Raw genomic sequence first — 17928 nt, 5'->3', positions numbered from 1 at the left:
GTGAGGCGGCCGACGAGCTCGGCGAACTCCACGAACGAGTTCGGCCAGCCGTGCGTGAGGACGAGCGGCAGGGCGCCGGGCTCGGCGGTGCCGCCGCGGGAGACGTCGAACCGATCGACGAGCACAGCTGCCGCCTGCGCGGACCGGCCGACACTCTGGAGTGGCTCGCGTCGCGCCTGCTCCTGCTCGGCTGCGAGTTCGAGGTGCACGAGCCGCCGGAGCTGCGGGCGTATCTGCGCGTCCTGGGCGCCCGTGCCGCTCGCGCCGCCCGGACCCCGGAGGCATAACCTATTGACTTGGTAGGAAATGTAGGCAACCCTGGTGACGAATCTTCCTTCGTCGTCTGAGAGGTGTCTCATGTCCGTCGCCGAACTCGAGGGCGAGTTCGGGGGTGCGGTCCGGGCTCATCCCCGGCCGCGCCCCCGCTCCGCCACGGCCAGCGGCCCGCGGAGGGGGTGGCACAGGTGGGTCAGCCCTCTCGTCGTCGTACTGCTGTGGCAGGCCGCCAGCGCGTCCGGGCTGCTGCCCGCCCGGCTGCTCGCCGCCCCGTCGCAGATCGCCGCGACCGCGCTCGACCTCGTGCGCACCGGGACGCTGCCCATGGCGATCGCGGTCTCCCTCGAACGGGTGCTGCTCGGCTTCGCCGCCGGAGCGGTCGCCGGTGTCGGCCTCGCGCTGGTCGCCGGGCTGAGCCGGGCCGGCGAGAGCGCCGTCGACCCGATCATGCAGATGCTCCGGGCACTGCCGTTCTTCGGGCTGATCCCGCTGTTCATCCTCTGGTTCGGGATCGGGGAGACGCCCAAGGTGCTGCTGGTGGCGCTCGCCGTCTCCTTCCCGCTCTACCTCAACACCTTCGCCGGCATCCGGGGCGTGGACGGCAAGCTCGCCGAGGTCGCCCGGACGCTCAGGCTCGGCAGGGCCGCGCTCGTACGGCACATCGTGCTGCCCGGCGCGCTCCCCCAGACGCTCGTCGGGCTGCGGCAGAGCCTCGGCGTGGCCTGGCTGGCGCTGATCGTGGCCGAGCAGGTCAACGCCGACGCCGGGCTCGGCTACATGATCAACGACGCGCGGGAGTTCCTGCGCACCGACGTGATCGTGGTCGGCCTGCTGGTCTACAGCGCGCTCGGCCTGCTCACCGACGCCCTGGTCCGGCTCCTGGAGAGGAGGGCACTGGTATGGCGGCGCGAGTTCCTGTCCCGGTGAACGTCCCGGTGGGCGCCCAGGCCACGGCCCAGGCCACGGCGCAGGCCACCGTACGCGCGCTCACCCGCCGCTTCGGCGACCGCACTGTGCTCGACGGCCTCGACCTGACGATCGGGCGCGGCGAGTTCGTCGCGCTCCTCGGCCGCAGCGGCTCGGGCAAGTCCACGCTGCTGCGTGCGCTCGCCGGCCTGGACGATGAGGTCGAGGGCGGCCTGGAGGTGGACGGCTCGGTGGCCGTGGCCTTCCAGGAGCCCCGTCTGGTGCCGTGGAAGCGGGTGCGCGACAACCTCACGCTCGGCCTGACCGCACCCGACCCGGTCAGCAGGGCGGAGGCGGCGCTCGCCGAGGTGGGCCTGAGCGAGCGGGCGGAGGCGTGGCCGCTGACGCTGTCCGGCGGCGAGGCGCAGCGGGCGAGCCTGGCCCGCGCCCTCGTCCGCGAGCCGGGGTTGCTGCTGCTCGACGAGCCGTTCAGCGCGCTCGACGCGCTGACCCGGATCACCGTGCACCGCCTGGTGCTGGACCTGTGGGCCGCGCACGGCCCGGCCGTGCTGCTGGTGACCCACGACGTGGACGAGGCGCTGCTGCTGGCCGACCGGATCCTGGTCCTCGACGGCGGGCGCGTGGCGCACGAGTGGACCGTCGCCGCCCCGCGCCCCCGGCACCGCGACCATCCCGACCTGCTCACTTTGCGCGCGGCGCTGCTGACCGCGCTCGGCGTCACCCCGGAAGGACCGGCATGACCAGGAGACTCCTCGCCGCGCTGCTGCTCGTCCTGACGGCGGGCACGGCCTGCGCCTCGACGGGCCAGGGCGCGTCCGGCGGGCAGGACGGACAGGCCTCCGGCCGCGTCACGCTGCGGGTCGGCGACCAGAAGGCCGGATCGCAGGCCCTCCTCAAGGCCGCGGGGCTGCTCGACGGCACCTCGTACGCGATCACGTGGTCGCAGTTCACCTCCGGCCCGCCGCTGCTGGAGGCGGTCAACGCCGGGGCCGTCGACATCGGCGGCGTGGGCAACACCCCGCCCGTCTTCGCGGCCGCCTCCGGCTCGAAGATCAAAATCGTGGCGGCGTACCGGCAGAGCGCCAAGGGATCGGCGATCCTCGTCCCCACCGGATCCGCGATCACCTCGACGGCCCAGCTGAAGGGCAAGAAGATCGCGGTGGCGAAGGGCAGCTCGGCCCACTTCCACCTGCTGGCGGTCCTGAAGAAGGACGGCCTGTCCTTCGCGGACATCCAGCCGCAGTATCTACAGCCCGCCGACGCCCTGGCGGCCTTCTCGTCCGGCACCGTCGACGCCTGGGCCATCTGGGATCCCTTCGCCTCCCAGGCCAGGATCGAGCACCAGGCCCGGCAACTGGTCGACGGTCAGGGCGTCGTCAACGGTCTGGGCTTCCAGGTCGCCGCTCCCGCCGCGCTCGGCGACGCGGGCAAGCGCGCCGCCGTCGGCGACTTCCTCACCCGGCTGGCCAAGGCGCGGATCTGGGCCGCGACCCACCTGGACGAGTGGGCGAAGGTGTGGGCGCAGGAGACCGGGCTGCCGGTCGAGGTGGCGGACGCGGCCGTCGCCAACGCAGTGGCCACCCCCGTCGTGATCGACGACTCGGTCGTGTCCTCCGAGCAGGAGATCGCCGACGCGTTCACCGCCGAGGGCCTCATCCCGGGCACCGTCACGTTCTCCCAGTTCGTGGACGACCGCTTCAACGACGTCGTCGGAAAGGCGCAGCGATGAGATTCCACTGGTTCCTGCCCACCTCGGGCGACGGCAGGGCGATCACCGGCGGCGGGCACGGCCTGGCGCGCCGGCACGGGCAGGCGGCGGCCTCCGCGTCCCGGCCGCCCACCATCGACTACCTCGCGCAGGTGGCCCGCGCGGCCGAACAGGCCGGGTTCGAGGCCGTGCTCACCCCCACGGGCACCTACTGCGAGGACGCCTGGCTGGTCACCGCCGCGCTGACCCAGGTGACGACCCGGCTGAAGTTCCTGGTCGCGTTCCGGCCCGGGGCGCTGTCCCCGACGCTCGCGGCGCAGATGGCTGCCACCTACCAGCGGATCTCCGGCGGCCGGCTGCTGCTGAACGTGGTGACCGGCGGGGAGGCGGCCGAGCAGCGGCGGTTCGGCGACCACCTCGGCAAGGACGAGCGGTACGCGCGGACGGATGAGTTCCTGTCGATCGTCCGCGGCGCGTGGGACGGCCCGTTCGACTTCAGGGGGAACTACTACGAGGTCGAGGGGGCGACGGTCGCCGAGCGCCCCGACCCGGTGCCCGAGCTGTACTTCGGGGGTTCCTCGGCCGCCGCGGGCCCGGTGGCGGCCCGGCACGTCGACGTCTACCTCACCTGGGGCGAGCCGCCGTCCCAGGTCGCTGCCAAGCTCGACTGGATGCGCGAGCTCGCCGCCGCCGAGGGCCGCACGCTGCGCTTCGGCATACGCCTGCACGTGATCACGAGGGACACGTCCAAGGAGGCGTGGGCGGAGGCGAAGCGGCTGCTCGACCAGATCTCCCCCGAGGACATCGCGTCGGCGCGGGCCGTCCTGTCCCGCAGCGAGTCGGTCGGGCAGCAGCGGATGCTCGCGCTCCACGAGGGCTACCGGGGAGGCTCGCGCGGTGCCAGGGTCCGGGACCTGGAGATCCATCCCGGCCTCTGGGCCGGGGTCGGCCTGGTGCGCGGCGGCGCCGGCACCGCGCTCGTCGGCAGCCACGCGGAGGTCGCCGACCTCGTCGAGGAGTACGCCTCGCTCGGCGTCGAGGAGTTCGTCCTGTCGGGCTACCCGCACCTGGAGGAGGCCTTCTGGTTCGGCGAGGGCGTGCTGCCCGAGCTGCGCCGGCGCGGCCTGCTCGACGCGCCCGCGCCCGTACGGTTGAGCGCCTGACGGCCCGTCGGTGCTCGTGGAGCACCGGCGGCTGCCCGAGGATGGGTGGAGCGGCCGGCGTCGCCGCCGCCCACTCATCCTGGCCAGGGGCGCTGTCGGCCATCACACCGTGATCGACGGGGTTCCCCTTCCCGTTCTTGGCGCGTGGGCACGACCTAGACCGGCGGAACAGGCTCCCCGCGCTTCACGGCCTTCAGCGTGCGCATCGCCAGATCGATCCTCTCCAGCGCCGCGCCGAGAGCCGACTCGGATTGGAAGGGGAGGTCGGCCGTGACAGCGCACGCCTCCAGCACGCGATCGACCGCCTCGTCGTCCAGCAGATCCTCGTACACGAGCACGAGCGACCGGGTCTCCCGCGCGCTGCCCGCGAGGTCGTGCGGGAGATCGCCCGCCGCTCCGGCGGCATGGCCCTGCCCCGACGCCCGCTGCTCGGCGAGGGAGAGGGCCCGCGCGGACATGCTCGACAGTCCGTGCAGCAGGGCGGTCGCCGCGCTCCGGATCTCGTCCTCCCTCCTGAGCCGGCGCTCGAACTCGTGCTGGGCGACGACCTGCCGCATGACCGCGCCGTAGGTGGCACGCGCCTGCAACAGCGAACCGGCCGTGCTGAAGGCCCCGCCGATGATCGCACCGACCAACCCCAACCAGAATTCCGACATCGGCAACCCGCATGAGACGTCTCGTCGATCGCGCACGAGGAGTGACGCCACCGTTCGCGGCGAGCCCCTCGCATCGCGTCAGGTGGTGAACGAGTGGCTGTTCAGATAATGAAAGAAGTCCTCGATCGAGCGTGATTTCCGGCGATGAGCGCGCAGGACCGGAATGACGGCGGCGAGCTCTCCCATCGCCCGGCCGGCTCCGGTTTCCCTCGCGATGCGCACGGCCCGCAGAGCCGCACGGGCGGATTCCTCCGTATCACCGACAGCGGCATGGGCGACCGCCAGGCGAGCGGAGACCAGGCTTCCCTCGTGATAGAAATCCTGCGGCCACTTCCGCATGCCCGCCTCCAGCACGTCTATGGCGGCTCGAGGAAATCCGGTGTCGGTCAGAACCTTCCCTCGTTGCACGGCGAGATAGGCGTGCGTCACGTAATCCGCCTTGATCAGGTTCTTACCGCCGAAGTGGTCGTCCGCACGCGGGTCGTCGATCAGGTCGTCGGCCTCGTCGAGAAGCCGCAGGCCGATCTTCCGCACTCCCATGCCGCTGTAGGCGTGGGCCCGCTGCTGCAACAGGAACGCCTCCATGGTCGGAGGAAGCCCGTCCTGCCTTGTCGTCCGCGCCAGGGACAGAGCGAACGGCCGGTCGTCCGCGTCCACGGCTATCTGGGAACGACGGCAGAGGAAGTACGCCTCCAACTGGCCGTTGCCGCCGGCTCGCGCCCACGTCACGGCCAGATCCTCCAAGCCCGCCGCGGCGGCGGGGTTGCCGGCGCTCTGGTGGAGCCAGCCGGCGAAGTCGGCCCACTGGGCGCCGGTCCTGAGCAGCTCACGGCCGAGAGAGCCGTGCGCGCTCTCCCGCAGCAGACGCCGTATCAGCGACAGGTAACCGGCGGTCGAGGCGATCAACTCGGCCGGGCCGAAGGCGCGCTCGCGCGCCACGAAGGCCAGCCGGGCCGCGTCCAAGTCGTCGACCATCTCCCGGCTGAGCCTCGGGCCCAGGGCCGCGCCGGCGAAGTCGCCGCGGCTCGCCGCGTAATAGATCATCGTGCCCAGTGATCCGGTGAAGGCCCTCCTGCTCATCCGCCCCTCGGCGGCGGGTTCGGGCCGGATCCTCGGTGCCGAATCGAGATGCAGATCCAGCACTGTTTCCACCCGCTCCGCCAGGCCGGCCGACGGCCGGACCGGGAGCATTTCCAACCAGACGACGAACGCCGGATCGCAATTGGCCCGCTTGGCCAGCTCTTTGGTGCTGAGATCACAGGCCAGCCGTCTGGCCTGCAGCGATTTACCCCATGGAAGGGCGGATCTCGCTGTATGGCCCGCGTCAGGCTCGTTGCTCATTCCGCGAATTCCCGCCTAGACCCCACACGGCGACAGTCTAGGAGGCGAGCACCACGCGAGCCATGGCGTTTATTTTCGGAACCACCGATATTTCCGATCTAAGCGACCATTAGGAGGAGCGGGGACTTGTCGGAACGCCTAAAGCCGGTCGGGGGCCTCGCCGCGTTCGCGGATGAGGGCGGTGAGCTGGGCCACCGCCCGGCGCGAGCGTTCCCGCTCGGTGCTCTGGATGCCCATCGCGCCCAGGCTGTTGCCGTCGGCGAGGTCCAGCCTGGGCCAGGGGTCGCCCTCCGCCATCGTGACGTCGAGCACCTCGGCCCACTCGAAGCGGTGGACCCGCAGCGCGTTCACCACCGTGATGCCCTTCTCGTCCGCCCGCACCCGGAGGCGGCCGAGAAGGTGCAGCACGCACGCCACCGCGACGCCGAAGGCGACCATGCCCAGCCGGTCGGGGATCTTGAACTGCTCCGGCAGGCCGACCGCCATCAGGATCGAACCGATCACCATCACCGCCGCCAGGCCGTACGCGATGATCGTCGTGACGCGGGGCCGCCAGGTGACGGGCAGCGGCGGCGCGCTCTCAGACATGACCACCCCCGTGCGTGGGCACTGCGCGGCGGCGGCGTACGGCGTGCCCGGACGGCGGGGCCGCGGGCGGATGCTGCGTGATCACCAGTCAAGTCTTCCCGGCTCGGCGCTGCGGATGCGAGCGCTGCGGCTACGAGGTTCGGGCGAGGTCAGCCGGCGAGGCCGCGCAGGAGGAGCGCGGTCTCCAGGGCTGCGATCGTCGCCTCGTAACCCTTGTCCTCCTTGCTGCCCGGCACGCCGGACCGCTCTATCGCCTGATCAAGGGTGTCACAGGTCAGCACCCCGTTGCCCACCGGGGTCGACTCGTCGAGCGAGACCCTGGTCAGGCCCGCGGTCACCGAGTCGCAGACGTAGTCGAAGTGGGCCGTCTCCCCCCGGATCACCACCCCGAGCGCGACGACGGCGTCGCAGCGCCGGGCCAGTGCCTGCGCGACCACCGGAATCTCCAGCGACCCCGCCACCCGGGCCGTGACCGCGGTCGCGCCGCTGTCCCGCGCCGCCCGCTCGGCCCGCGCCAGCAACTGGTCGGTGATCTTCTCGTGCCACCGGGCGGCGACGATGCCGACCGTCAGCCCGCCCGCGTCCACCGCCCCCGCGTCCGGTCGTCCCTCGCCGCTCATACGCCCTCCTCGCCTGACGGCCCGGAGCCGCATGAGCGGACCACGCCGCGTTCACCGATTCGCTCGCTTCGCTCGCTCATGACGCCTCCCTGCCGAAGTGTTCGCCGTGGATGTCGCGCGGGACCCCGCCGGAGATCTCGTGGCCGAGCCGGTCGCGCTTGGCCGTCAGGTACCTCTCGTTGTACGGGTTCATCGCCACCGGCATGGGCTCGCGGCCCAGGACCTTGATGCCGTACCCGTCCATCCCCCGCACCTTGGCCGGGTTGTTGGTCAGCAGCCGCACCGACTTCACGCCGAGGTCGGCGAGCATCTGCCCGGCGTTGGAGAACTCCCGGGCGTCCACCGGCAGCCCCAGCTCCAGGTTCGCGTCGACGGTGTCGCTGCCGTCGTCCTGGAGGCTGTAGGCCCGCAGCTTGGCCAGCAGGCCGATGCCCCGCCCCTCGTGGCCGCGCAGGTACACGATCACGCCGCGCCCGTTCTCCGCGATCATGCGCATCGCGGTGTCGAGCTGCACGCCGCAGTCGCAGCGCAGCGAGCCGAGCACGTCGCCGGTGAGGCACTCCGAGTGCGCCCGGACGAGCACGTTCTCGCCGTCCTCGATGTCGCCGTACACCAGCGCGACGTGCTCGCCGCCGTCGAGCGCGCTGGCGTAGCCGTACGCGCGCCAGACGCCGTACCGGTTGGGGATGCGCGTCTCGGCGACCCGGGTGACCATCCGCTCGGACCTGCGGCGGTGCTCGATGAGCTGCTCGATCGACACCAGCGCGAGGTCGTGCTCGTCGGCGAACTCGCGCAGCCGGGGCAGGCGGGCCATCGTGCCGTCGTCGTTGACGATCTCGGCGAGCGCGCCGGCCGGGGAGAGCCCGGCCAGCCTCGCCAGGTCCACCGACGCCTCGGTGTGCCCGGGCCGCACCAGCACGCCGCCCTCGCGGTACCGCAGCGGGAAGATGTGCCCCGGCCGGACCAGCTCGTACGGCTCGGTGGCCGAGTCGCACAGCGTCCTGATCGTCTTGGCCCGGTCGGCGGCGGAGATGCCCGTCGTCACCCCGTCCCTGGCGTCCACGCTGATCGTGTACGCCGTGCGCAGGCGCTCGCGGTTGTCCTGCACCATCAACGGCAGGCCGAGCCGGTCGAGCGTGGCGCCCTCCATGCCCACGCAGATCACGCCGCTGGTGTAGCGGATCATGAAAGCGACCAGCTCCGGCGTCGCCTTGGACGCCGCGAAGATGAGGTCGCCCTCGTTCTCCCGGTTCTCGTTGTCCACGACCACGACGGGCCGCCCGTCCCTGATGTCGTTGACGGCCCTTTCGATCGGGTCCAGCCTTATCCCACTCATGCCACCACCGCCCGCAACTCGCGCGACTGCCGCAGCCAGCCGCGGAAACCGATCATGACCATTACGAAGAACACCCCGTAGACCAGGCCGGAGACCACCAGCCCGGAGCTGAACGCCAGCGGCACGCCGACGAGGTCCACGGCAACCCAGACGATCCAGAAGTCGACCAGGGCCCTGCCCTGCGCCCACGTCGCGACCGCGCTGCCGACGAAGATGTACGCGTCGGGCCAGGGCGCCCAGGAGATGTCCAGGCCCCGCGCGTTGAGATAGGTGAACAGCAGGGCGACCGCGACCGTCCCGGCGACCATGACGCCCACGAGCGTCGCCCGCTCCTTGAGCCGTGCCGAGCGGATGGGCAGCTCGGCGCCGCCGCGGGTGCCGCGCGACCACTTCACCCAGCCGTAGACGGCCAGGACGCCGAACAGCGCCTGCTTGAGCGCGTTGCCGGTGATGTGCGCGCTGACCGACGCCACGAACAGCAGCACCGACCCGAGCAGCTGCACCGGCCAGGTCCAGATCGTTCTCCTGATCGCGAGCCAGACCGTGCCGAGCGCGCACACGTTGCCCACCAGGTCGGTCCACAGCACGGGCTTGCCGAAGACGTAGAACGCCGCCGCGTCCGTCCAGCTCATGCCCGCGCTCCCTGGGTGAGCTTCTCGACGTACTTGGCGATCACGTCCACCTCGAGGTTGACCGGCTCGCCGGGCTGCTTGCGGCCCAGCGTGGTGAGGCCGAGGGTGGTGGGGATCAGGCTGACGGCGAAGGAGTCCTCCGCCACGCCCGCCACGGTGAGGCTGACGCCGTCCACCGCGATCGAGCCCTTCTCCACGACGTACCGGGCGAGGTTCGCGGGCAGCGAGAGCCGCACGACCTCCCAGTGCTCCCCGGGCTCGCGCGACAGCACCTCCCCGGTCCCGTCCACGTGGCCCTGCACGATGTGCCCGCCGAGGCGCTGGTCGGCCCGTACGGCGCGCTCCAGGTTGACCCGCGCGCCGGGGCGCAGTGCGCCGAGCGAGGACCGGTCGAGGGTCTCCCTCATCACGTCGGCGGTGAAGGAGTCCCCTTCGACCTCGGCCACCGTGAGGCAGACGCCGTTGACGGCGATCGAGTCGCCGTGCCGGGCGTCGCCGGTGACGACCGCGCCGCGCACCGTGAGGCGCGCGGAGTCGCCCCGCGGCTCGAGTGCCACGACCTCGCCGAGCTCCTCGACGATTCCGGTGAACATTCAGCTCTCCTTTGGGGACGTGCGGCCGGAGGCCTCCGCGGGCGTAGTGGGTTCCGGAGACACAGGGGACTTCGGACGCAGGACCAGCTTGAGGTCCGGTCCTACGGGGGTCGCCTCGGCGAACTCCAGCCGGTGGATCTCGGTGATCGTCGACACTCCCGCGGCGCCGAGCGCGGCCGGCCCCGCGCCCAGCAGCGCCGGGGCGAGGTAGCCGACGACCCGGTCGACCAGGCCCTCCCGGAGGAAGGCGCCCGCGAGGGTGGGCCCGCCTTCGACCAGCACGCTCACGACCTGCCTGGCGTGCAGTTCGGCCAGGAGGGCGTGCAGGTCGATCCCGCCGGGGACGCGCGGGAGCCGTACGGCGTGGCCGGACAGGTGGGCGGGGACGGCGGCGTCCTCGGCCACGGCGACCAGCGTGGGGGCCTCGTCGTCGAGGACGCGGGCCGTGGCGGGGGTGCGGGCGCCCGGGTCCACGACCACGCGCAGCACGGGCGCCGCGCGCGACGGGGTGGGAACACGGGCCGTGAGCCGGGGGTCGTCGGCGAGCACGGTGCCGATGCCGGCGACGACGGCGTCGGCGGCGGCGCGCAGGCGGTGCACGTCGGCCCTGGCCTCCGGCGAGGTGATCCACTGGCTGGTGCCGTCCTCGGCCGCCGAGCGCCCGTCGACCGTGGCGGCGAACTTCCAGGTCACGTACGGCCTGCCGGCCCGCACGAAGGTCAGCCAGGCGGCGTTGACCTCCTCGGCCTCGGCGGTCAGCACGCCCTCGTCCACCACGACGCCGTGCCGCCGCAGGGTGGCGGCTCCGCCGGCGGCCTTGGGATTGGGGTCGGAGACGGCGACGACGACGCGGGCCACGCCCGCCTCCAGGAGGGCGCCGGTGCAGGGGCCGGTCCTGCCGGTGTGGTCGCAGGGCTCCAGGGTCACGTAGGCCGTGCCGCCCCTGGCCCGTCCGCCCGCCTCGCGCAGCGCCACGACCTCGGCGTGGGGGCCGCCGGCGTAGGCGTGGAAGCCCTCTCCCGCGACCTCGCCCGACGGGTCGAGGACCACACAGCCGACGACGGGATTGGGGCTGGTGCCGCCCAGGCCCCGGGCGGCGAGCGCGATGGCGCGCCGCATGTGAAGGATGTCCCCTGAGGTCACCCCGGTCTTCCTCTCGCCGTTGTCTACGGCGGGCCCCGGGGATGGTCGGGGATGCGGCCTCGCATCACCCGCACGGGCGGCATCGCTGCCGGCGCGGCCACACGGCCGCCCGGCGGCACCACGGCCGCCCGTTCGCGCGCTTCCTCCCATCCGGACTTTCACCGTCGGTCCTGGAATCTCACCAGGTCCACCGGCCGATGGCTTCGGCCGGGTCGCGGACTGTCACCCCTGGGGGCAGGGGTGTCACCGCCGGTTCGGAATTACACCGACCCCGGAGCACGCTGCTCTGCTACCCGCCAGTGTAGCGATGCCCGGCTCGTTGCCCTAGCGCGGGATTGCGGTGATCTGCGGCACACACTTATCGGATGCGCTCAGTCTCAGGAACGTGCGGGTTGTGTCACAAAGTTGTGACACAACAGCATTTATGTAATAAGCAGTCTCCCGTGCCGCGTATACCGAGGTCAATGCGGTCGCAGGACACAAGGTGATTTACTTTGCACAACGAAGCAAGCAAGTGGCGAACTGCCCGCCTCAAGTGATTGACCCACGCAAAATTAGTTGCCAGGGTTCCCTATAGTCGGATCTCTTCCGATCGTTAATGGTCCATCCGGGAGCACCGCACCATGACGTTCCCCTCCTCGACCACGACCGACGACGCCGCCGCGGACTCCGTGGAGACGACGGCGCCGTCCGGGTCCGGTCCCGCCATCGTCGGCCGTTCGCCCGGTCAGCTCATGTGGCGCCGGTTCCGGCGCGACAAGACCGGCGTGGTCTCGGCGATCATCGTGCTCGCGTTCTTCCTGATCGCGCTCCTGGCACCCGTGATCTCCGCCCTGTACGGCAAGGACCCGTACACCACATACGGGCAGAACCAGCCGGGCCTGCTCAACGAGTACGGCTATCCCATCGCCCCGAACGGCGGCATGAGCGGCGAGTTCTGGTTCGGCCTGGAGCCGGGCCTGGGCCGCGACGTGTTCATGCAGCTCGTGTACGGCATCCGCACGTCGCTGAGCATCGCGGTCATCGTCACCGTGATCACGACGATCATCGGCGTCGCGATGGGCATCACCTCGGGCTACCTAGGCGGCAAGACCGACTACGTGATCGGCCGTGTCATCGACACTCTGCTGGCCTTCCCCTCGCAGCTCTTCCTCATCGTCTTCCTGCCGGTCGTCGAGGCCGCGATCGTGCTGCCGGAGGAGGAGACGCCGGTCTGGCTCCGGTACGTGTCGATCTGCGTCGTCCTGACCGTCCTCGGCTGGGCCACGATCGCTCGCCTGCTACGCGCCCAGGTGCTGTCGCTGCGGACACGTGAGTTCGTCGAGGCCGCCCGCGTCACGGGCGCCTCACCGAGCCGCGTCATCTTCAAGGAACTGCTGCCCAACCTCTGGACGCCGATCATCATCCAGGCCACCCTCGCGCTGCCGCTGTACGTGGGCGCCGAGGCGGGCCTCGGCTTCCTGGGCGTCGGCATGACCGAGCCCACCCCCGACTGGGGCCGGATGTTCCAAGTGGGCGCCAACGTCTACCACTCCGACGTGACGTACCTGATCTTCCCGGGCGTGTCGATGCTGATCTTCGTCGTCGCCTTCAACCTGCTCGGGGACTCCATCCGCGACGCCTTCGACCCCAAGACCAAGCGCTGACGACACGCGCTCTCCCCCATAGGAAGGACCATATGAGATCGCATAGCAGGCGGATCGCCTCGGTGACGGCCGTGCTCGCGGCGGGCGCGCTCGCCCTCGCCGGCTGCGCCAAGGGCGGTGGCGGCGGGGCGCCCCAGGGCGCCGCGAGCACCTCCCAGAAGCCGCTCGAGAACAAGGCGGTCAGCGCGATCGCGGTCGGCACCGCCCAGGACTCCACGGGCCCCGCCCCGGAGGTCCAGGGCGCCAAGTCCGGCGGCACCGTCTACATGATCGACCGCGACGACTTCAGCCACCTGGACCCGGGCCGCGTCTATGTGAACTACAACTCCTCGGTCTCGGCGCTGTTCACCCGCCAGCTCACGAACTACAAGAAGGACGAGTCGGGCAACATCAAGCTCGTCGGCGACCTGGCCACGGACACCGGCACCACCGAGGATGGCGGCAAGACGTGGAAGTTCACGCTCAAGGACGGCCTGAAGTGGCAGGACGGCACTCCGATCACCTCGGCTGACATCAAGTACAGCTTCGAGCGCCTGTTCGCCGACTTCATCACCGAGGGCCCGGACTACGCCGAGACGTGGCTGGTCCCGGACCCGAAGAAGCCGTTCCGCGAGCAGTACAAGGGCCCGTACGACGGCAAGGGGCTCGACACCATCGAGACGCCGGACGACAAGACGGTGGTCTTCCACCTCAACGACGCGCACCCGGACTTCAACTTCACCGTGGCCATGACCGGCTACGGCGCGGTGCCCAAGGCGCAGGACACCAAGCAGAAGTACGACAAGCAGCCGTTCTCGTCCGGTCCGTACAAGATCGTGAGCCACATCACGGACAAGTCCCTGGACCTGGAGCGCAACGAGCACTGGGACCCGAAGACCGACCCGATCCGGCACGCCTACCCGGACAAGTTCCACATGGAGTTCGGGGTCCAGGCCCAGCAGACCACCGAGCGCTTCATGGCCGACACCGGCAACGACAAGAACGCGTTCACCTTCCACAACGCGGTCGCGGCCGAGCGGGTCCAGGAGGTGCTGGGCAACGCCGAGCTGATGAAGCGGTCGGTGCAGGGCCTGACGCCGTTCACCACCTTCTACAACATCAACACGAAGCGGATCACCGACGTCAACGTCCGCAAGGCGATCATCACCGCCTGGCCGGCGAAGCAGATCCAGCAGATCGAGGGTGGCGAGGTCAACACCGGCAAGATCGCCACGACCGTGATGAGCCCGACCGTCCTCGGTTACGAGGCGTTCGACCTGTACGGCAAGCTGGCCAAGCCCGAGGGCGACCCCGAGGCGGCCAAGAAGCTGCTGACCGATTCGGGCAACCCGAACCCGACCGTCGTCTACGCCTACAACCAGACGCCGACGCAGGAGAAGATCACCGTCGCCATCAAGGAGGCGCTGAGCAAGGCCGGCTTCAAGGTCGTGGCCAAGCCGCTCAACCCGACGACGTACTACGACGCCATCGGCCCGGTGGACAACAAGTTCGACATCTACTGGGGCGGCTGGGCGGCCGACTGGCCGACCGGCTCGACCGCGATCCAGCCGCAGTACGACGGCCGCCTGATCTCGGACAACGCGCCGAACTACACGCACCTCAACGTGCCGGAGATCAACGAGGCCATCGACAAGGCCAACGCGATCACCGACGCCGCTGAGGCCGGAAAGGCGTGGGCCGCGGTCGACCGCATGATCATGGAGCAGGCCGCCATCGTGCCCGAGTACTACCAGACCTACTTCGGCCTGTACGGCTCCGGCCTGGGCGGGGTGAAGTTCGACCCGCTCACCGGTGAGCAGTCGGCGCTCGACATCTACGTCAAGCAGTAGCCGCACCCGGGTCCGTCGCCCCGCTCCTCGCGGGCGGGGCGACGGGCCCCCGCCGTCCCGCCCCGCAGGAGCAAGTGCGAGACCATGACCAGTTTCCTGGCACGCCGCGTCGCCGGCGCCCTCGTGATCCTGCTGATCATCAGCGCGATCACGTTCTACCTCTTCTACGCGATTCCGCGTGACCCCGCCCGGGCCTTCTGCGGCAAGATCTGCCAGCCCGAGACGCTGGCGCTGATCCGCCACAACCTGGGCATGGACGAGCCGCTGTTCGTGCAGTACTGGCACTGGCTCATGGGCATCTTCGTGGGCCGTGACTTCGTCCAGTTCGGCGAGTGCCCCGCGCCGTGCCTCGGCTACTCCTTCGCCACGCAGGAGCCCGTCTTCGGCGCCATCGTCGACCGGTTCCCGGTGACGCTGTCGCTCACCCTCGGCGCGTCCGTGGTCATCCTGGCGTTCGGCATCCTCACCGGCATGATCGCCGCCTGGAAGGTCGGGCAGCCGCTCGACAAGGTCGCCAGCGCGTCGTCGGTCATCGGGGCCTCGCTGCAGATCTACTTCGTCGGGCCGCTGCTGGCGTTCTACCTCGTGGACACCATGCAGCTGATCCCGCGCCCGTCCTACGTGCCGATCACCGAGAGTCCGCTGGAGTGGTTCACCCACCTCATGCTTCCGTGGGTGGTGCTGTCGATCATCTTCACCGCCAACTACACGCGCATGACCCGGTCGCAGATGGTCGAACAGCTCGCCGAGGACTACGTGCGCACGGCGCGCGCCAAGGGCATGTCGAACCGCGCGGTCTTCTTCCGCTTCGCCTGGCGAGGCGCGATGATCCCGATCGTCACGATCTTCGGCGTCGACCTGGCCACGCTCCTGGGCGGCGCGATCATCACCGAGCAGACGTTCAGCCTGCACGGCATCGGCGAGCTCGCCGTAAGGGCGGTGCAGAACACCGACCTGCCGATGCTGCTCGGCGTGACCATCGTGGGCGCGGCGGCGATCGTTCTGCTGAACATCGTCGTGGACGTGCTCTACGCGTTCATCGATCCGCGGGTCCGCCTGGGCTGAGCCCCGCCCCACCGAGTCGAACCTGGAACTGGAGCAGCAAGTGACCACCGTGTCGTGGAGCGGCGAAGCGGGGACCTCGCGCGGCCCCGGGCCGTTCCTGTCCGTCCGCGATCTGACCGTCGAGTTCAGCACCGAGGACGGCATCGTCCACGCCGTCGACGGTCTGTCCTTCGATCTGGAGAAGGGCACCACGCTCGGCATCGTCGGCGAGTCCGGATCGGGCAAGTCGGTGACCAACCTCGCCATCCTCGGCCTGCACGACCCCGCCCATACGCAGATCGGCGGCGAGATCTGGCTGGAGGGCGAGGAGCTGATCTCGGCGGGCCGCGGCACCATGGAGAAGCTCCGCGGCAACCGCGTCGCGATGATCTTCCAGGATCCGCTGACCGCGCTGTCGCCGTTCCACACGATCGGCCGGCAGATCGGGGAGGTCTACCGCAAGCACAAGGGCGCGAGCAAGAAGGACGCCCGCGAGCGGGCGATCGAGATGCTGCGCCGCGTGGGCATCCCCCAGCCGGAGCGCCGCGTCGACAGCTATCCGCACGAGTTCTCCGGCGGCATGCGGCAGCGCGCGATGATCGCGATGGCGCTGGTGTGCGATCCCGACCTGCTCATCGCCGACGAGCCGACGACCGCGCTCGACGTGACGGTGCAGGCGCAGATCCTCGACCTGCTCAAGGAGCTTCAGCAGCAGTTCGGCACGTCGATCATCCTGATCACCCACGACCTCGGCGTGGTGGCCAACACCGCCGACAACGTCCTGGTGATGTACGCGGGACGGGCGGCCGAGCGCGGCACCGTACGCGAGGTGCTGCGCGAGCCGCAGCATCCGTACACCTGGGGGCTGCTGTCGTCGATGCCACGCCTGAACTCGTCGGTGGACGTGCCGCTGATGCCGGTGCGCGGCACTCCCCCGAGCCTGCTCAACCCGCCGTCCGGCTGCCCGTTCCACCCGCGCTGCGACTACCCGCGGCTCGCCGGGCCGGAGTTGTGCTTCAACCAGCGGCCGTCCCTGTCGCCGGAGACCGGGCACGGGGACGCCTGCTACCTCACCCTCGCGCAGAAGAGGGAACTCCGCACCGCGCGGGCCACCGGCACGGCGCGTGCCGATGACACCGCGCAGGCCGGCGACACCGCCGTCAACACCACGCAGACCGGGGACGACGCATGAACGAGACGCTGCTGGATCTCAAGGGGCTGGTCAAGCACTTCCCCGTACGGGGCGGCACGCTGATCAAGCGTCAGGTCGGGGCCGTCCACGCGGTGGACGGCATCGACCTCGCGGTCGGCGCGGGCGAGACCGTCGGCCTGGTGGGCGAGTCGGGCTGCGGCAAGTCGACGACGGGCCGGCTGGCGGCCCGCCTGCTCGAACCCACCTCCGGCCAGATCCTGTACCGGGGGCAGGACATCAGCCACAGCTCCCGCAGGCAGCTCAAGCCGATCCGGCCCGAGATCCAGATGATCTTCCAGGATCCCTACAGCTCGCTCAACCCGCGTCAGACCGTGGGCACGATCATCAGTGGGCCCATGGAGGTCAACGACATCGACCCGCCCGGCGGGCGGAAGAAGCGCGTCCAGGAGCTGCTGGAGATCGTCGGCCTCAACCCCGAGCACTACAACCGCTTCCCGCACGAGTTCTCCGGCGGCCAGCGGCAGCGCATCGGGGTCGCCCGCGCCCTGGCGCTCGACCCCAAGCTCATCATCGCCGACGAGCCGGTGTCGGCGCTGGACGTCTCCATCCAGGCGCAGGTGGTGAACCTGCTGCAGGAACTGCAGCGCGACCTCGGCATCGCGTTCCTGTTCATCGCGCACGATCTGGCCGTCGTACGGCACTTCTCCCAGCGGGTCGCGGTCATGTACCTCGGCAAGATCGTCGAGGTCGGCGACCGCCAGTCGATCTACGAGCGGCCGCGGCATCCGTACACGCACGCCCTGCTGTCGGCCGTGCCCGATCCGGACGTGTCGAGCGAGCCGCGCGAGCGCATCCGCCTGGCCGGTGACGTGCCCTCCCCGATCAATCCGCCGTCCGGCTGCCGGTTCCGCACGCGATGCTGGAAGGCGCAGGACAAGTGCGCCACCGAGGTGCCGCCCCTGGTGCGGCTCAGCGGCAACCGCGAGGGTCACCTGACCGCCTGCCACTTCCCGGAGGCGCCCACCACGCAGGGCGAGGACGTCGTGCTGGACCCCGCCCTCGCCTGACGCGGGCCACGGGCGCGGACCCGGCGGGCGACCGGTGGACTCGGTGAACTCGGTGGACTCGGTGGACGGCGGGGGGACTGCGCGGCCCGGCGCCGCCGTGCGCGGAGCCGGGCCGATCGGGCCGATGAGGCGGGCCGATGAGGCGGGCTGGTCAGGCGGGCGGGGTGGCCCGCTCGGCCAGGCTCCTGAGCTCGGCGACGGCGCGG

At 70.7% G+C, this 17928-nt stretch carries 19 protein-coding genes and 1 riboswitch; of the genes, 10 read left to right on the top strand and 9 right to left on the bottom strand.

Annotation, left to right across the window (positions count from 1 at the left end):
* Positions 1 to 71 (bottom strand): epoxide hydrolase N-terminal domain-containing protein (locus AB0J39_RS29125; RefSeq protein WP_363470310.1); only part of this gene is annotated, 71 nt, incomplete at its 3' end.
* On the opposite strand from AB0J39_RS29125, the gene AB0J39_RS29120 reads away from it, so the two are divergent.
* From AB0J39_RS29120 to AB0J39_RS29100, 5 genes are all read left to right on the top strand, one after another.
* Positions 51 to 287 carry a WYL domain-containing protein gene (locus AB0J39_RS29120; protein ID WP_363470307.1) on the top strand — a complete coding sequence of 79 codons (237 nt, stop codon included), beginning with the start codon at positions 51 to 53 and terminating at the stop codon, positions 285 to 287. The two genes, AB0J39_RS29125 and AB0J39_RS29120, sit on opposite strands and share 21 nt — an antisense overlap.
* Positions 288 to 357: 70 nt before the next feature.
* A complete protein-coding gene (locus AB0J39_RS29115) occupies positions 358 to 1203 on the top strand; it encodes an ABC transporter permease (protein WP_363470305.1) in 846 nt (281 codons plus the stop codon).
* Positions 1200 to 1943, top strand: a complete 744-nt coding sequence (locus tag AB0J39_RS29110; RefSeq protein WP_363470302.1) for an ABC transporter ATP-binding protein — start codon at positions 1200 to 1202, stop codon at positions 1941 to 1943. The genes AB0J39_RS29115 and AB0J39_RS29110 overlap by 4 nt, the downstream gene beginning before the upstream one ends.
* Positions 1940 to 2932 (top strand): ABC transporter substrate-binding protein, encoded by a 993-nt coding sequence (locus tag AB0J39_RS29105; protein WP_363470300.1) that lies wholly within the window; start codon positions 1940 to 1942, stop codon positions 2930 to 2932. The genes AB0J39_RS29110 and AB0J39_RS29105 overlap by 4 nt, the downstream gene beginning before the upstream one ends.
* Entirely contained in the window at positions 2929 to 4074 is a 1146-nt protein-coding gene (locus AB0J39_RS29100; RefSeq protein ID WP_363470297.1) for an LLM class flavin-dependent oxidoreductase, read from the top strand. The genes AB0J39_RS29105 and AB0J39_RS29100 overlap by 4 nt, the downstream gene beginning before the upstream one ends.
* A gap of 155 nt (positions 4075 to 4229) precedes the next feature.
* Here AB0J39_RS29100 and AB0J39_RS29095 read toward each other — a convergent pair whose 3' ends face one another.
* From AB0J39_RS29095 to ribD, 8 genes are all read right to left on the bottom strand, one after another.
* A complete protein-coding gene (locus AB0J39_RS29095) occupies positions 4230 to 4715 on the bottom strand; it encodes a hypothetical protein (protein ID WP_363470295.1) in 486 nt (161 codons plus the stop codon).
* Positions 4716 to 4808: 93 nt separating this feature from the next.
* A complete protein-coding gene (locus tag AB0J39_RS29090; protein WP_363470292.1) occupies positions 4809 to 6071 on the bottom strand; it encodes a helix-turn-helix transcriptional regulator in 1263 nt (420 codons plus the stop codon).
* Between the two features lie 138 nt (positions 6072 to 6209).
* Entirely contained in the window at positions 6210 to 6659 is a 450-nt protein-coding gene (locus tag AB0J39_RS29085) for a PH domain-containing protein (protein ID WP_363470289.1), read from the bottom strand.
* Between the two features lie 149 nt (positions 6660 to 6808).
* Positions 6809 to 7279, bottom strand: coding sequence for a 6,7-dimethyl-8-ribityllumazine synthase (gene ribH / locus AB0J39_RS29080; protein ID WP_363470287.1), 471 nt, complete (start codon positions 7277 to 7279; stop codon positions 6809 to 6811).
* Between the two features lie 76 nt (positions 7280 to 7355).
* Positions 7356 to 8615 (bottom strand): bifunctional 3,4-dihydroxy-2-butanone-4-phosphate synthase/GTP cyclohydrolase II, encoded by a 1260-nt coding sequence (locus AB0J39_RS29075; protein WP_363470284.1) that lies wholly within the window; start codon positions 8613 to 8615, stop codon positions 7356 to 7358.
* A complete protein-coding gene (locus AB0J39_RS29070) occupies positions 8612 to 9247 on the bottom strand; it encodes a nicotinamide mononucleotide transporter family protein (RefSeq protein WP_363470282.1) in 636 nt (211 codons plus the stop codon). Before AB0J39_RS29070 ends, AB0J39_RS29075 begins: the two co-directional genes overlap by 4 nt.
* Positions 9244 to 9840 (bottom strand): riboflavin synthase, encoded by a 597-nt coding sequence (locus AB0J39_RS29065; RefSeq protein WP_363470279.1) that lies wholly within the window; start codon positions 9838 to 9840, stop codon positions 9244 to 9246. The genes AB0J39_RS29070 and AB0J39_RS29065 overlap by 4 nt, the downstream gene beginning before the upstream one ends.
* A complete protein-coding gene (gene ribD / locus AB0J39_RS29060; RefSeq protein ID WP_363470276.1) occupies positions 9841 to 10983 on the bottom strand; it encodes a bifunctional diaminohydroxyphosphoribosylaminopyrimidine deaminase/5-amino-6-(5-phosphoribosylamino)uracil reductase RibD in 1143 nt (380 codons plus the stop codon). It lies immediately after the preceding gene.
* Positions 10984 to 11115: 132 nt separating this feature from the next.
* Positions 11116 to 11267: riboswitch (FMN riboswitch) on the bottom strand.
* Between the two features lie 339 nt (positions 11268 to 11606).
* On the opposite strand from ribD, the gene AB0J39_RS29055 reads away from it, so the two are divergent.
* The 5 genes from AB0J39_RS29055 (at position 11607) to AB0J39_RS29035 (ending at position 17722) form a co-directional block, all read left to right on the top strand.
* A complete protein-coding gene (locus AB0J39_RS29055) occupies positions 11607 to 12629 on the top strand; it encodes an ABC transporter permease (RefSeq protein ID WP_363470273.1) in 1023 nt (340 codons plus the stop codon).
* 32 nt (positions 12630 to 12661) lie between these two features.
* On the top strand, positions 12662 to 14458 hold the full coding sequence (locus AB0J39_RS29050; protein ID WP_363470270.1) for an ABC transporter substrate-binding protein: 1797 nt from the start codon (positions 12662 to 12664) through the stop codon (positions 14456 to 14458).
* An 84-nt stretch (positions 14459 to 14542) separates the two neighbouring features.
* The gene (locus tag AB0J39_RS29045; protein WP_363470267.1) at positions 14543 to 15523 is read left to right on the top strand and encodes an ABC transporter permease; all 981 of its coding nucleotides are present in this window, start codon (positions 14543 to 14545) and stop codon (positions 15521 to 15523) included.
* Between the two features lie 40 nt (positions 15524 to 15563).
* A complete protein-coding gene (locus AB0J39_RS29040) occupies positions 15564 to 16694 on the top strand; it encodes an ABC transporter ATP-binding protein (protein ID WP_363470265.1) in 1131 nt (376 codons plus the stop codon).
* Complete coding sequence (locus tag AB0J39_RS29035) at positions 16691 to 17722, top strand: oligopeptide/dipeptide ABC transporter ATP-binding protein (protein WP_363470262.1); 1032 nt, start codon at positions 16691 to 16693, stop codon at positions 17720 to 17722. Before AB0J39_RS29040 ends, AB0J39_RS29035 begins: the two co-directional genes overlap by 4 nt.
* Positions 17723 to 17928 lie beyond the last annotated feature (206 nt).

Source organism: Microbispora sp. NPDC049633, from assembly GCF_040675265.1.
Lineage (GTDB): Bacteria > Actinomycetota > Actinomycetes > Streptosporangiales > Streptosporangiaceae > Microbispora > Microbispora maris.
Note: the sequence above shows the minus strand (reverse complement) of the source record. Positions and strands in the feature narration are given on the sequence as shown.